Here is a 14,974-nt window from a genome sequence, read left to right on the forward strand (position 1 = left end):
TGTTCGGTATGGCACACAGGCAGGCCTATTCAGGCCAGGTGCGTTGAAATGGCCTGGTGCAGCTGCATGAAGTCGACCGGCTTGGTCATGTGCAGGTCGAAGCCGGCGTCCAGGGCGGCCTGGCGGTCGGCGTCCTGGCCCCAGCCGGTGGCGGCGATCAGCAATATCCCGGCGCCGCCGGGCAGCAGGCGGATGCGGCGCGCCAGTTCGTAGCCGTCGAAATCCGGCAAGCCGATATCGAGCAGCGCCAGGCGCGGCTGGAACGCGGCCAGGGCCGCCAGCGCGGCGCCGCCGCTGTGCGCGGTGCGCGTGCTGTAGCCGACGAAATCGAGCGCCATCGCCAGGCTCTCGGCCGCATCGACGTTGTCGTCCACGATGAGCGCCGTGGTGCCGGCGGCGTCGGCCACGGGGACGGGCGCGGGGGGCGGCTGCGGTGCGATCGCTTCGGCCGGCAGCGGCAGGCGCACGGTGAACTGGCTGCCGTGGCCAGGCCCTTCGCTGTGCGCGCTGGCGCGGCCGCCGTGCAGCTCGACCAGGCCGCGCGTCAATGCCAGGCCTATTCCCAAGCCGCCTGGGGCGCGCTCCATGGCCGGTGTAAGTTGCGAGAACATGCTGAAGATATTGTCGAGCTGCTCGGGCGGGATGCCGATGCCGTTGTCGCGCACCTCGATGACGGCGTCGCCGCCTTCCTTGCGCAGCGTGAGCTGGATGCGGCCGCCCGACGGCGTGTATTTGCTGGCGTTGGTCAGCAGGTTGGAGACGATCTGTGTCAGGCGCACGGGGTCGCCGCGCAGCAGCAGGGGCTGCGTGCCCGCGTCCACCACCAGCGTTTGCCCGGCCGTATCGAAGGCCGGCTGCGCCGCCTCGGCCGCGGCGCCCAGCACGGCGCGCAGCTCCACCGTCTCCAGCCGCAGTTCGATCTTGCCCTGGCTGATGCGCGAGGTCTCCAGCAGGTCGTCCACCAGGTGGGTCATCTGACGCAACTGGCGGTCCAGCATGCCGCGCGCCCAGACCAGGTGGGGGTCGTCGTAATCCTTGCGGCGCAGCGTCTCGACCACGCTGGTCATCGGGGCCAGCGGGTTGCGCAGTTCGTGCGCCAGCGTGGCCAGGAACTCATCCTTGCGCCTGTGCTCCTGCGACAGGGCCTCGTTCAGCGCGATCAGCCTGGCCTCGGCCTGGCGCAGGCCTTCGGCCGCCGCCTCGGCGGTGCGGCGAGCGTGCAGCAGTTCGCGCTCGTACTGTTTGCGGTCCAGCGCCATGAAGACGGCGATTTCGTCGACCTGCACGCCGTTGCGCAGGCGGCGCTGCGCGTTGAGCAGCATGGGCACGCGATGGCCGTCGCGGTGCAGCAGGTCGAGCTGGACTTCCGACACCGAGCCTTGCATTTGCAGCAGCGGCGCGAAGTGGGTTTGATGGAACACGCGCGCGCCCATCGGCAGCAACTGCGGGAAGCGCATGGCCCCGGCCAGTTCGTCCTCCTCGTAGCCCAGCCAGCGGCGGAAGGTGGCATTGGCGTACAGGATGGCGCCGTCGGCGGCGCTCACCAGCAGGCCGCAGGGCGCATCGTCCCAATGGCTGACCGGCGGCATGTGGGACGCGGACGGCATACTCAAGCCTGGCGCTCCAGGAACTGGCGCATGGCGGCCACGCTGGCATCGGTCGCGCTCATGTGCGGGCAGTGCCCGGTGTTCTCTATGATGGCCAGCGTGCTGCCGGGCATGGCGCCGTGGATGTAGGCCCCCACTTCCAGCGGCGCGATCAGGTCGTCGCTGCACTGCAGGATCAAGCAGGGCGTGCGCGAGCGGGCCAGGTCGGCGCGGTGGTCGGACAGGAAGGTGACGCGTGCGAAATGCTTGGCGATCTCGGGGTCGGTGCGGCAAAAGCTGTTGCTCAGTTCCTGGCCCAGTTCCGGCCGGTCGGCCGCGCCCATGATGGCCGGCGCCATGGTGCTGGACCAGCCCAGGTAGTTGCTTTCCATGGTGTCAAGCAGGTCGTCGATGTCGGCGCGGCTGAAGCCGCCCCGGTAGCCGTCGTCGTCGATGTAGCAGGCCGACGGCCCCACCATCACCTGCGAGGCGAACAGTTCGGGTGCCTTGTTCGACGCCAGCAAGCCTATCACGGCGCTGACCGAATGGCCGACGAACACCACCGGGCCGCTGGCATAGGCGGCTATGATTTCCAGCAAGTCGTCGGCATAGCCGTGCAGGGTGGCGTATTTGTCCCGGTCATAGGCGGCCAGGTCCGAGCCGCCGCTGCCGACCAGGTCGAACAGCAGCAACTTGTGGCTCGTCTCGAAGGCCGGCACCAGGTAGCGCCACATGCTTTGATCGCAGCCAAAGCCGTGCGCCAGCACCATCAGGGGCTGGCCGGCGCCGGTCAGGCGGATATTGTTGCGGTGCTGCAGATTCATGGACGTTCCGGGCTGGCATTGAGCGACAATTATTCTAGCAGCGCCGCAGCATCGCCGTAGCGCCGCTGAACGGCGCCGCTGAACCAGCCGCCCGACGGTGCGGCCGCACGGGCCCGCCGCTTGCAGGCCGCTAGCCGCCCTTGGGCGTGTCGCGGCCCGGGCGGTCGTCGGCCAGCTGGCCGGCGGCGCTGTCGACCGGCATGCCCGAGCCGCGTGTGCCGCGCTCGCCCCTGGTGCCGCCTTGCTCCGGCGCCGGGGTGCGCGCCGCCTGTTCCGACCCGGCGGACTGGCCGTGCAGCTGTGAACTGAAGTCGCAGGCGCCGCGGTCCACGGTGACGCGGCCCGGTTCAGTGGACGGCATGCCCTCGCGTTGCGGCGTGATCACATTGTTGGCCGGATGGCCGTTGGCCACATTGCCGGGTTCGCTCTTCTGCGCGTTGCGCGCATCGTCGCTGGTCTCCATGAGGACCTCCTGAAATCGGCGATAAATATCCAGCATGGCGCAGCGACTGCTGCAGTTCAAGCGGCGCGCGCGCCGTGACGCTGTAAGAAGGCGCCGACAGCGGCACGGCCCTGATCACTGTGCGAAATGCACGCGCATCTTCGGCTGGCGCGGCTGCGAGATATGGTCCAGCGGCAGCTCGGTCACCTGCTTGACCTTCTTCAGCGAGATATTGGATTTCACATTGCTCACGCCGGGAATGCGCAGCAGATGGTGCATCATGAATTCGGAGAACGAGGCCAGGTCGTGCGAGACCACCCGCATCACGTAGTCGGCCTCGCCGGTCACCGAGAAGCATTCCAGCACTTCGGGCAGGTCGCTGATGGCTTGCTCGAAGCTTGCGCCGGACGCGGTGCCGTGGCGGTCCAGCGTCACGTGGACGAAGGCCATCACGCCCAAGCCGACCACCAGCGGATCCAGCATGGCGGCGTAATGGTCGATCACGTGGGCTTCCTCCAGCCGCTGGATGCGGCGGCTCACCTGCGAGGTGGACAGGTGGACCTTCTCGCCCAGGGCGCTGTTGGTGGCGCGGCCGTCGCGCTGCAGTTCGGCCAGCAGGGCCAGGTCGTGCCGGTCTACGCTGAGGGTGCTCATCATCTTCCTTTGGTCTGTGCACGTTTTGTGCAACTGCGCCTCAATTATCGCGCATATTGTGCCACCGTTGGGCGCGCCGCAGGGTACCTCGAAATTCGCCTGTCGTTCCCGCGCAGGGCTCGGCGCTCCCGCGGGAACCCATGCGTCGCATGCTCAGGATGTGTAGCATGGATTCCCGCTTGCGCGGGAATGACAAATTGGCGGTTTCGAGGCACCTGTAGTGCTTCGGCCGCGTCATGAGAACGGGTGGATGGTCCCGCTAGTACAGCGTGCTGCGCTGGCGCGCGGGCAGTGCCTGGTCGTAGGCGGCGCCGTCGATCGCGCCCCTGGTGAGGTCGGCCAGCACGGTGCCCGCCGACGGGACCGTTGCGGGGCCTTGCGCTGCGGCCGTCCACAGCCCGGAGCGCAGGATGGCGCGGGCGCACTGGAAGTAGACCGCCTCCACCTTAATTTCGAGCACGCATTTGGGGGCCTTGCCGCCGACCGCGAAGCGGGCCAGCAGCGCGGGCGCGACCACGATGCGCGCCGTGCCGTTGACACGCAGCGTTTCGCCCACGCCCGGTATCAAGAACAGCAGCGCGACCCTGGCGTCGGCGACGATGTTGCGCAGGCTGTCGGCGCGGTTGTTGCCCCGGCGTTCGGGCAGCAGGAGCGTTTGCTCGTCCTCGACCACCACGAAGCCGGGAGCGTCGCCGCGCGGCGAGGCGTCGAGGCCGTCCGGCCCGTTCGTCGCCAGCACAGCGAACGGCGAGGCTTCTATCATGGCCCGGTAGTGCGGATGCACGAAGGGCACTTCCTTCAGGCGCGAGGCGGCGCCCACCTCGTCGAACAACTGCCCGAGCCGCGCGAGGCTGGTGACGATGTCCTGCTCTGCGTAGTCGCTCATGTGCTCTCCTAGTTTTTGCCGCTGGCTTCGACGTGGATCTCGCTGCCGCAGCGCGAGGTTTGCGGGCCCTGGCCGGGCAGGGCCCCTGTCAGTCCGGCCAGCCCTTTGTCGACGCTGAAGCCGACCGGCAGTTGCACCCGGATCTCCTGCAGATAGCTCTTGCCGCCGCAGACCAGCATCACGCGGCTGGCCACGCCTTCGCCGTGCTGGCTGCGAAGCGTGGCGAAGAATTTGTCGGCGTTGAAGGAGCCGCCGATGTTCTTGATGATCTGCTGGCCGATTGCGGAGCCGTTCACCAGCTGTACGGCGGCGACGGCCTTGCTGAAGTAGGCGTCCGGGTCCAGGCCCTGGCAGGCGCCGTGCTTGTTCCACTCGTATTTGCCGAAGCTGGTTCCGAAATAGAAGTTCGGCATCCACGGCGCGATGCGGTCCACGGTCTCTTTTTTCAGCGCGAACGGCTTGCCTTCGCAATTGCCGTAGCTGGTGCCGCAGGTCTGCTTGTTCGGCCACAGGCCGTGCAGCGTGAGGTTGGACACCACCAGGCTGCCTTTCTCCATCGCGCTGCATTCAGGCTTGCTGGCGGCGTTCGGCGTGTGCTCGCAGAAGCCGGGCTGCCAGCTCATGGCCAGCACGTAGCTGTCCTCCTGGTTGGCAATCGAGCACATGTCGCGCTTGCTGCCATGGACAGGCTTGTCGTTGCCGGCCTGGTCGCGCGGGTTGGCTGCCGGCGCGCCCAGGGCCGCCGTGCCGCAATCGCGCGCCACCCAGCGCAGCGGCGGCGTGGCGCCCGGCACTTCCACCCGCAGCCAGTCGTAGTCGCCGGCCTTGTTGATCTCGCGCACCTGGTAGGCAGTGTGCGGCGCAATGCGCACCGCGCCGGGGTTGCTGCCCTTGGCGAATGAGGAAAAGGCTTCGCAGGATTTGGCGGCGGTGAAGCTGCCGTTGGCGGATTCGCTGGCCAGCGACAGGGCGGGCAGCAGGGCTAACAGCGTCAGGTATTTTTTCATTGGGCTCGATAGGTGGCGTATTTGTCGCGTCACATGATACGGCTACATTGTGGCGGATTTGCAAATATTTGTTAATACGACTTCTATCGAACAAGCCGGCCGGACCGGAATAGGGGGCCGCCGTACCGCGCAACAGCGCATGGCCGCGCGGGGCCGGCGGCGCGGACTTAGAAGGCCTGCGCGGCCTGGGCTGCCGAAATGCGGCCCTTCACTTCGTTGCGGTACTTGGTCCTGGCGATGGCTTGCTTGGCAGCCTCCATCTCCTTGTTGGCGCGTTTGATGCGCGCTTTTTCCTCTTTGCTGCGTTGCTGGGCGACGTCTTTGTTGCCGATACGGTTGGTCATGCTGTTCTCCTCCTTGGTTGGTCCAGCCGGCATGTTGCGCCGGTTTGACACCTGTGATCGGTACGCTGCCTCACCTATCCATTCCAAATCCATATACAAAAGGGCAAAGATTTCAGTTGCCCACTCCCCGATATTTGTCACATAATGTAGTAAATTTACGTTATATCTCATATCCTATGCGGCATATGGTGCTTTCGGGCTACTTTTGCTGTAATTGCGCTCTTAAACTGAAAATATACTACATACTGATGAGGTTGCAGATGGATGGTTCAAAGTCGGTGGAATTCAAGGACGAGTTGCTGGGGCGGGACATCCGCCAACTGGGACGTATGTTGGGCGATACCATCCGCACGCAGCACGGCGACGAGGCCTTCAACCGCATCGAAAACGTGCGCCAGCTGGCCATCCGTTTCCGCCGCGAGCAGGACGCGGGCGTCCAGGCCCAGCTGGAAGAGGCGTTGCATGCGCTGTCTCCGGATGAAACCAGCCAGTTGATACGCGCTTTCGGCTACTTCTCGCTGCTGTCCAATATCGCGGAAGACCAGCACCACAGCCGCCGCAGCCGCGCCCACTTGCTGGCCGGCTCCGCGCCGCGCATCGGCAGCATGGCCAAGGCGGTGCAGAACGTGGTGAACGCCGGCCGCACCGGCGCCTTCGGCGATTTCTTCGCCGAAGCCCACATCAGCCCCGTGTTCACCGCCCACCCGACCGAGGTGCAGCGCAAAAGCACCTTGAACTGCCAGATGGCCATCGCGCGCGAGCTCGACGAGCGCGACCGCGTGCAGATGACGCCGGAAGAGCAGGAGCAGAACGACGAGGCGCTGGCGCGCGGCATCCATACGCTGTGGCAAACGCGCTTGCTGCGCACGGCCAAGCTGTCGGTGCTGGACGAAGTCGAGAACGGCCTGTCCTTCTTCGACCGCACCATCCTGAGCGGCCTGCCGCAGCTGTACAGCAACTTGCAGGACATGCTGACCAAGCTGGACACGCGCTGGGCCGGCGAGGAACTGCCGACCTTCATGAAAGTGGGCAGCTGGATCGGCGGCGACCGCGACGGCAACCCCTTCGTCACCGCCACCGTGCTGCGCGCGACCTTGCAGCGCCAGGCCGACGTGGCGCTGGAACACTACCTGGCCGAGTTGCACAAGCTGGCGTCTCAGCTGTCGCTGGCGCAGACCATGGCCGGCTGCTCCGAGCAGCTGCGCCAGCTGGCCGACGCTTCGCCGGACCAGTCGCCGCACCGCATCGACGAGCCATACCGCCGCGCCATCTACGGCATCCACAACCGCCTGGCCGCCAACCGCGCCTGCCTGGCCGCTGCGGGAGCCGGCTATGCAGCCAACACCGCCGTCAACGCTGTCGCCAACACTGCAGCCAACGCTGCCGCCCCAGGCAACAGCGGCGCGCCGCTGCAGGGCTGCACCGCCGCCTGGCAGGTGCCGTCGGCAGGCGTGGCCACCATCTGGCCGGCTGCGGCAGCGGCGGGCTACGCCCCGTCCCAGCCCGGCGCGGGCGCGCAGCCTTACCTGTCGGCGCAGGAACTGCTGGCGGACCTGGAAACGGTGCACGAATCGCTGGTGGCCCATGGCTCCGCCGTGCTGGCCCGTGGCCGCCTGCGCCAGCTGCGCCGTGCGGTGAAGGTGTTCGGCTTCTCGCTGGCGCCGATCGACCTGCGCCAGAACTCCGACGTGCACGAGCGCGTGGTGGCCGAGATCCTGGCCAGCGCCCGTCCCGGCACCGATTACGCGGCGCTGACGGAAGCCGAACGCTGCGCGCTGCTGCTGGAAGAACTGCACACGCCGCGCCTGCTGATTTCCCCCTTCACCGCCTATTCGGAAGAGACCAGCGGCGAGCTGGCCATCTTCCGCGCGGTCAGCGAAGCGCACCGGACCTATGGTGCAGAGTCCATCACCAACTACATCATCTCCAAGGCCGACAGCGTGTCCGACCTGCTGGAAGTGGCGCTGCTGCTCAAGGAACACGGCCTGCTGCGCGCCGGCTCGGTGACGCTGGAATCGTCGATGGCGGTCAACATCATCCCGCTGTTCGAAACCATCGACGACTTGCGCGCCGGCCCGGCCATCATGGACCGCGCGTTCCGCCTGCCGCTGTATATGGACTTGCTGAAGTCGCGCGGCAGCCTGCACGAAGTCATGCTGGGCTACTCGGACTCCAACAAGGACGGCGGCTTCCTGACCTCAGGCTGGGAACTGTACAAGGCTGAAATCGAACTGGTGGAAGTGTTCAAGCGCCACGGCATCAAGATGCGTCTGTTCCACGGCCGCGGCGGTTCCGTCGGCCGCGGCGGCGGTCCGAGCTACGAAGCCATCCTGGCGCAGCCGCAAGGCGCGGTGCAGGGCCGCATCCGTCTGACGGAGCAGGGCGAAGTCATCACCGCCAAGTACGCCAATCCCGAAGTGGGCCGCCGCAACCTGGAAGTGATGGTGGCCGCGACCATGGAAGCGACCATGCTGCCGGCGCGCGGTGCCGAGCCGGACGCGGCGCAGCTGGCCGCCATGCAGGCGTTGTCGGACGAGGCGATGCGCAGCTACCGTTCCCTGGTCTATGAAACCGAGGGCTTCGAAACCTATTTCTGGGAATCGACTGTGATTTCCGAGATCGCCGCGCTGAACATCGGCAGCCGTCCGGCCTCGCGCAAGAAGTCGACCTCCATCGAAGACCTGCGCGCGATTCCCTGGGTGCTGAGCTGGGCGCAATGCCGCGTGATGCTGCCGGGCTGGTTCGGCTTCGGCTCGGCCGTGCAGAAATTCCTGGACCAGCAGCCGGACGGCCTGGCCCTGCTGCAGAAGATGTACCGCGACTGGCCCTTCTTCAACACGGTGCTGTCGAACATGGACATGGTGCTGGCCAAGAGCGACATCGCGATTGCCAGCCGCTACGCCACGCTGGTGAGCGACGTCGCGCTGCGCGAGACCATCTTCGGCCGCATCCGCGCCGAGCACGAGAGCACCATCGCCGCGCTGAAGGCCATCACCGGCCAGGAGGAACTGCAGGACGCCAACCCGCTGCTGCAGCGCTCGATCCGCAACCGTTTCCCTTACATCGACCCGCTGAACCACTTGCAGGTCGAGTTGCTGCGCCGTTTCCGCGACGGCGATTCCGACCCCGCCACGCGCGAGGGTATCCATTTATCGATCAACGGCATCGCCGCCGGCCTGCGCAACAGCGGCTAATTTCAGCGCCCCGCCCAGCGCCCCCGGCAACTGCCCCTACAACAAAGCGAAAGAGACAACGTGTCTAACAATATTTCCAGCCGCGCCACCAAAATCGTCGCCACCATCGGCCCTGCGTCGAACGACGTCGAAACCCTGATCCGCATGTTCAAAGCCGGCGTCGATGTTGTGCGCCTGAATTTCTCGCACGGCAAAGCGCAGGACCACGTCGAGCGCGCCCGCATGGTGCGCGAAGCGGCCGCCCACTGCGGCCGCGAAGTGGCCATCATGGCCGACTTGCAGGGACCGAAGATCCGCGTCGGCAAATTCGAGGAAGGCAAGATCCAGCTGGAGAACGGCGCGCGCTTCGTGCTGGACGCGAAGTGGGGTGAGAACGGCGAATTGGGCAACCAGGAGCGCGTGGGCCTGGACTACAAGGACTTGCCGCGCGACCTGCGCCCGGCAGACGTGCTGCTGCTGAACGACGGCCTCATCGTGCTGGTGGTCGACCGCATCTCCGGCAGCGAAATCTACACCACGGTGAAAATCGGCGGCGAGCTGTCGAACAACAAGGGCATCAACCGCCAGGGCGGCGGCCTGTCGGCGCCGGCGCTGACGGCCAAGGACATGGAAGACATCAAGACTGCCATGAGCTTTCAGGCGGACTATGTGGCCGTGTCCTTCCCGAAGAACGCCACCGACATGGTGATGGCGCGCCAGCTGGCCAACATCGCCGGCGAAGCCTACCAGCACAAGCCTTTCATGATCGCCAAGATCGAGCGCGCCGAAGCGATTCCCGCGCTGCAGGAAATTCTGGACGCGTCGGACGGCATCATGGTGGCGCGCGGCGACCTGGCCGTTGAAGTGGGCAACGCGGCCGTGCCGGCACTGCAAAAGCGCATGATCAAGATGGCGCGCGCGTCCAACAAGCTGGCCATCACCGCCACCCAGATGATGGAATCGATGATCGTCAACGCCGTTCCGACCCGCGCCGAAGTGTCCGACGTCGCCAACGCGGTGCTGGACGGCACCGACGCGGTGATGACCTCGGCCGAAACGGCCTCCGGCAAATACCCGATCGAGACCGTGGAAGCGATGGCCGCGATCTGCCTGGACGCCGAGAAATGGAACCCGCACAACCCGGACGTGGACCTGATCAACACCACCTTCAGCCGCATCGACCAGTCCATCGCCTACGGCGCGCTGTTTACCGCGCACCACTTGCGCGTGAAGGCGATCGCCGCGCTGACCGAATCCGGTTCCACCTGCCTGTGGATGAGCCGTAACAACATCAATATTCCCATCATCGCGCTGACGCCGAGCGTGGCCACGCAGCGCAAGCTGGCGCTGTTCCGCAACGTGCAGGCGCTGGAACTGAAGCAGACGCGCGAGCGCGAAGTGGTGCTGCGCTCGGTGGAAGAACTGCTGATGGCGCGCGGCATCGTCGACCGCGGCGATACCGTGGTGCTGACCTGGGGCGAGCCTATGGGCGTGGTCGGCGGCACCAATGCACTGAAGATCATGAAAATCGGCGCTACGGCGCACTAAACCCTGTCGTCCCCGCGCACGCGGGGAACCATAGACCGTTGCTCGGTCGGCGAAGTATGGACCCCGCCTGCGCGGGGTGACACCGCACCAACTGGAGAATATGAATGACTGCTATTGCTGACGTTATTGCGCGCGAAATCATGGATTCGCGCGGCAATCCCACCGTGGAATGCGACGTGCTGCTGGAGTCCGGCGTGATGGGCCGCGCGGCTGTGCCTTCGGGCGCATCGACCGGTTCGCGCGAAGCGATCGAACTGCGCGACGGCGACGCCAAGCGCTATTTCGGCAAGGGCGTGCTGCAAGCCTGCGAGAACATCAACACCGAAATCGCCGAGGCCCTCATCGGCCTGGACGCCAGCGACCAGGCTTATATCGACCGCACCCTGATCGACCTGGACGGTACCGAGAACAAGTCGCGCCTGGGCGCCAATGCCACGCTGGCCGTGTCGATGGCGGTCGCCAAGGCCGCCGCGGAGGAATCCGGCCTGCCGCTGTACCGCTACTTCGGCGGCTCGGGCGGCATGGAAATGCCGGTGCCGATGATGAACGTCATCAACGGCGGTGCGCACGCCGACAACAATCTGGACATTCAGGAATTCATGATCATTCCCGTGGGCGCGCCGACCTTCCGCGAAGCGGTCCGCTACGGCGCGGAAGTGTTCCACACGCTGAAAAAGATCCTGCACAAGAAGGGCCTGAACACGGCTGTCGGCGACGAGGGCGGCTTCGCGCCATCGCTGGCCTCGCATGAGGACGCGATCAAGCTGATCATCCAGGCCATCGAAGAAGCCGGCTACGAGCCTGGCACGCAGATCGCGCTGGGCCTGGACTGCGCCGCGTCCGAGTTCTACAAGGACGGCAAGTACCAGCTGGAAGGCGAGGGCATGAGCTTGAGCGCCACCGAGTTCACCAATCTGCTGGCCACCTGGTGCGACAAGTATCCGATCATCTCGATCGAAGACGCGATGCACGAAGGCGACTGGGAAGGCTGGGCCATCCTGACCGAAGCGCTGGGCAAGAAGGTGCAGCTGGTGGGCGACGACCTGTTCGTCACCAATACCAAGATCCTGAAAGAAGGCATCCAGAAGGGCATCGCCAACTCGATCCTGATCAAGATCAACCAGATCGGCACCCTGACCGAGACTTTCGCCGCCATCGAAATGGCCAAGCGCGCCGGATACACCGCCGTGATCTCGCACCGCTCGGGCGAAACCGAAGACTCGACCATCGCCGACATCGCCGTGGGCCTGAACGCGCTGCAGATCAAGACCGGTTCCATGTCCCGTTCGGACCGCATGGCCAAGTACAACCAGCTGCTGCGCATCGAAGAAGACCTGGGCGAGACCGCGAGCTATCCTGGCCGCGACGCGTTCTACAATCTGCGCTAGTCTCCTGCGCTATTCCATCGGGACAGGGCAAAGCGGCAGCCGGATCACGAAGCTGCTGCCTTTGCCCACGCCTTCGCTGTAGGCGGCCACGCTGCCGCCGTGCAGCTCCACGATCTTCCGCACCAACGCCAGACCCAGACCCAGTCCGCCATCGGCCCGGTCCGGCCTGCGTACGCCCTGCGAAAACAGCTCGAAGATGCGCGGCAGCAGCCCCGCCTCGATGCCGCTGCCGTTGTCGGTCACCGTGAGCAGCAGGCCGCCGTCGCCGCGCCGGGCTTCGACCTGTATCCGCGACTGCGGCGGCGAGTATTTGACGGCATTGGCCAGCAGGTTGGCCAGGACCTGCACCAGGCGGATCGCGTCGCCGTGCACCCACAGACCGTCCTCCATGGCCGCCACCGTCAAGATGTCGCCCTGGCCTGCCGCCATGCTGGTGGTCTGTTCCACCGCACTGGCGATGACGGGCTGGATCTCGATCGGTTTGAGATCCAGCGAGATCAGGCCGCGCGTCACGCGTGACACGTCCAGCAAGTCGTTCACCAGGCGGTTCATATGGCTGCTCTGGCGAGCGATCACGTCGCTGGCCTGGCGCAGCTGCTGCTCGCTCAGGCCGGGCATGGCCAGCATGTGGGCCGCCACGCTGATCGGCGCCATGGGGTTGCGCAGTTCGTGGCCAAGCATGGCGAGGAATTCGTCCTTGGCCCGGTTCTGCGTGTCCGCCACCTCCCGGGCTTGCTGCGCCTGCACCAGAAGGCGTTCGCGTTCGGCCGCCGCCTCGGCCAGCAGGTGGGCGGCCTGGTAGATGCTGTCGCCCAGTTCATCCACCTCGTCGATACCGGACGGCTTGGGCCGCAGCGGCGGCGCGGAGCCGATGGCGTTGGCGGCGGCGCTGGTCTGCGCGATGGCCTTGGCAATGCGCGCGCTGATGGCCCAGGCAGTGGCCACCGCCAGCAGCAAAGCCAGCAGCAGGCCGAGGCCGGACAGCAGCGCGATGCGGCGCGCGTTGCCGTCGATGCGGTCGGCCGTGGTGGAGATGGCGACCCACCAGCCGGTCACCGGCGAGGCGGTGAGGACCGCATAGCCGCCGTCGGGCAAGGCGTGCAGGCCCTCTCTGCGTGAACGGATGGCCGCTGCGATGGCGGGCGGCGCCGCCGAGGCAATCTCCTCGTCCCGGCGGTTGGTCTGGATCAGGCGCGCCTGCCTGTCGTAGATGCGCACCGTGGTGTCGGCGTCGGCCAGCGGGGGCAGGGCCGACGCCAGCCGGGACGCTGCGAAAGCGTAAGCCAGCACGTACTGGCGGTCCTCCCCCAGCGAAAACGGATACTCCAGCGCCACCATGGGCGTGCGCGTGACAGGCCCCTGCTGCACGTCAGAGATGGCGATCTTGCCGTCGGTGAGCGTTTTGGCGATGCGTTCGCGGTTGGCGGCGCGCGTGTCGGGCATCGCCGCGCCTTCGGGCAACGCCGTGTTGACGCGCTGCTGCCCGTTGGCGTCGTACAACAGCAGGATGGCATTGCCATCGGCGATCAGGGAGCGCGCCTTGCCGGCGAAGGCTGCCATCTGCTCGGCCTCCAGCTTGCTCGACGCGCTCAGCGCGCGCACGAGGCCGATGGCCTCGTTCCATTGGCCGTCCACCGCGAGCGAGGTCGCCCGGGCGGTTTCCTGCATGCCGCGCACGCCGGCGTCGCGTTCGGCGTCGACCAGGCGCGCCAACGGCGCCGCGAAAAACACCACCACCGGCACCAGCGCCACCGTAATCGTCAGAGCTAACAGGGAACGAACCTTCATTGCGGCGATCGGATTATCTCAAAAGCAACAGTATACATGAGGCGGGTCTGCGGCGGCACAGGCCATACCCCCGTAGTGCGCGCGCGACCATATCCAGATTATGTATTTGTTTGTTTGGAATGATTCGTGTCGCTTGCGGAGCGGAAGCGTTAGGCTGGATCAGCTGTCATAAAACACTAAAAACGGGATAAACATGGATCGACTACTCACATTCCCGGATGCGTCCGGGATGGCGCTATCCATACGCGCCAAGGCCCTGCTGTTCCATGATCCGCGCTCGGCGGAACTGCTGGAACGCGTGGAGCTCATCGCACGCAGCGACGCCACCACCTTGATTATCGGCGAAACCGGCACCGGCAAGGAACTCATCGCACGCCACATCCACAAGGTGAGCGAGCGGCGCGGGCCGTTCGTGGCGGTCAACTGCGGCGCCTTCAGCGAAACGCTGATCGACGCGGAATTGTTCGGCCACGAGGCCGGCGCCTTCACCGGCGCCACGCAGGCGCGCGCCGGCTGGTTCGAGGCGGCCAACGGCGGCACGCTGTTCCTCGACGAGATCGGCGACCTGTCGATGGCGCTGCAGGTCAAGCTTCTGCGCGTGCTGCAGGAGCGCCAGGTGGTGCGGCTTGGCGCGCGCCAGCCGATACCTTTGAACGTGCGCCTGGTGGCGGCCACCAATGTGGACTTGCACAAGGCGGTGGCGGCGGACCACTTCCGCTCGGACCTGTACTACCGCCTGGGCGTGGCGACGGTGGAGCTGGCGCCGCTGTGGGAGCGCAGCGGCGACATCCTGCCGCTGGCGCGCCATTTCATCGGCGTCTACAGCGGCAAGCTGAAACTGGAAGGCGTGACGCTGTCGCCGGAGGCGCAGCTGGCGCTGCTGGAGTATGAATGGCCGGGCAATATCCGGGAACTGGAGAACGTGATCCATTTCGCGCTGATCGTATGCCGCAACACCGTGATACAGGTCGACGACCTGAAGCTGACCGGTATCGCGCGCCGGTCGCAGCGCCCGGCGGCTGCCGCGCCGGTGCCTGTGCCGGCGCCCACGCCCGAGGGCTTCGCGCCACGCCTGGCCGCGCTGGTGAACGGCATGATAGAGGCGGACCAGCCGGACCTGTTCGACACCTTTGAACAAGCCGTGGTGCGCACCGCCTTCGAGTCATGCAACCGAAACCAGGTGCAGACGGCGCGCGTGCTGGGCATCAGCCGCAACATCCTGCGCACGCACCTGAAACGTTTCGGCCTGATCGGCTTTGAGGGCGGGGCAGCACTGGCGGCCGATCCGCTGGGCGGCAACGGCGCCGAAGCGCTGCGGCATTAGGGAGGGCGGC

At 66.2% G+C, this 14,974-nt stretch carries 12 protein-coding genes; 4 read left to right on the forward strand and 8 right to left on the reverse strand.

Going from position 1 to position 14,974, the window contains the following annotated elements:
* Positions 1 to 29: 29 nt before the first annotated feature.
* From ACSQ8Y_RS05670 to ACSQ8Y_RS05700, 7 genes are all read right to left on the reverse strand, one after another.
* Entirely contained in the window at positions 30 to 1,607 is a 1,578-nt protein-coding gene (locus tag ACSQ8Y_RS05670; protein ID WP_436269760.1) for a hybrid sensor histidine kinase/response regulator, read from the reverse strand.
* Positions 1,608 to 1,609: 2 nt separating this feature from the next.
* Complete coding sequence (locus ACSQ8Y_RS05675; RefSeq protein WP_436265480.1) at positions 1,610 to 2,410, reverse strand: alpha/beta fold hydrolase; 801 nt, start codon at positions 2,408 to 2,410, stop codon at positions 1,610 to 1,612.
* A 130-nt stretch (positions 2,411 to 2,540) separates the two neighbouring features.
* Positions 2,541 to 2,873, reverse strand: coding sequence for a hypothetical protein (locus ACSQ8Y_RS05680; RefSeq protein WP_436265481.1), 333 nt, complete (start codon positions 2,871 to 2,873; stop codon positions 2,541 to 2,543).
* 114 nt (positions 2,874 to 2,987) lie between these two features.
* On the reverse strand, positions 2,988 to 3,506 hold the full coding sequence (locus ACSQ8Y_RS05685; protein ID WP_436269761.1) for an Lrp/AsnC family transcriptional regulator: 519 nt from the start codon (positions 3,504 to 3,506) through the stop codon (positions 2,988 to 2,990).
* A gap of 259 nt (positions 3,507 to 3,765) precedes the next feature.
* Entirely contained in the window at positions 3,766 to 4,392 is a 627-nt protein-coding gene (locus ACSQ8Y_RS05690) for a pyridoxamine 5'-phosphate oxidase family protein (protein WP_436265482.1), read from the reverse strand.
* Positions 4,393 to 4,400: 8 nt separating this feature from the next.
* Complete coding sequence (locus tag ACSQ8Y_RS05695) at positions 4,401 to 5,399, reverse strand: ribonuclease T2 family protein (protein WP_436265483.1); 999 nt, start codon at positions 5,397 to 5,399, stop codon at positions 4,401 to 4,403.
* A gap of 167 nt (positions 5,400 to 5,566) precedes the next feature.
* Complete coding sequence (locus ACSQ8Y_RS05700) at positions 5,567 to 5,743, reverse strand: hypothetical protein (protein WP_436265484.1); 177 nt, start codon at positions 5,741 to 5,743, stop codon at positions 5,567 to 5,569.
* 260 nt (positions 5,744 to 6,003) lie between these two features.
* Between ACSQ8Y_RS05700 and ppc the strand changes: the two genes are divergently transcribed.
* The 3 genes from ppc (at position 6,004) to eno (ending at position 11,852) form a co-directional block, all read left to right on the forward strand.
* On the forward strand, positions 6,004 to 8,937 hold the full coding sequence (gene ppc / locus ACSQ8Y_RS05705) for a phosphoenolpyruvate carboxylase (protein ID WP_436265485.1): 2,934 nt from the start codon (positions 6,004 to 6,006) through the stop codon (positions 8,935 to 8,937).
* A gap of 60 nt (positions 8,938 to 8,997) precedes the next feature.
* The gene (gene pyk, locus ACSQ8Y_RS05710; RefSeq protein WP_436265486.1) at positions 8,998 to 10,464 is read left to right on the forward strand and encodes a pyruvate kinase; all 1,467 of its coding nucleotides are present in this window, start codon (positions 8,998 to 9,000) and stop codon (positions 10,462 to 10,464) included.
* 104 nt (positions 10,465 to 10,568) lie between these two features.
* Positions 10,569 to 11,852, forward strand: a complete 1,284-nt coding sequence (eno, locus tag ACSQ8Y_RS05715) for a phosphopyruvate hydratase (protein ID WP_436265487.1) — start codon at positions 10,569 to 10,571, stop codon at positions 11,850 to 11,852.
* A gap of 9 nt (positions 11,853 to 11,861) precedes the next feature.
* Here eno and ACSQ8Y_RS05720 read toward each other — a convergent pair whose 3' ends face one another.
* On the reverse strand, positions 11,862 to 13,640 hold the full coding sequence (locus ACSQ8Y_RS05720) for a sensor histidine kinase (RefSeq protein WP_436265488.1): 1,779 nt from the start codon (positions 13,638 to 13,640) through the stop codon (positions 11,862 to 11,864).
* 229 nt (positions 13,641 to 13,869) lie between these two features.
* Between ACSQ8Y_RS05720 and ACSQ8Y_RS05725 the strand changes: the two genes are divergently transcribed.
* Positions 13,870 to 14,964 (forward strand): sigma-54 interaction domain-containing protein, encoded by a 1,095-nt coding sequence (locus tag ACSQ8Y_RS05725; RefSeq protein ID WP_436265489.1) that lies wholly within the window; start codon positions 13,870 to 13,872, stop codon positions 14,962 to 14,964.
* Positions 14,965 to 14,974 lie beyond the last annotated feature (10 nt).

The organism is Pseudoduganella sp. LjRoot289, from assembly GCF_964252925.1.
GTDB lineage: Bacteria > Pseudomonadota > Gammaproteobacteria > Burkholderiales > Burkholderiaceae_D > Rugamonas.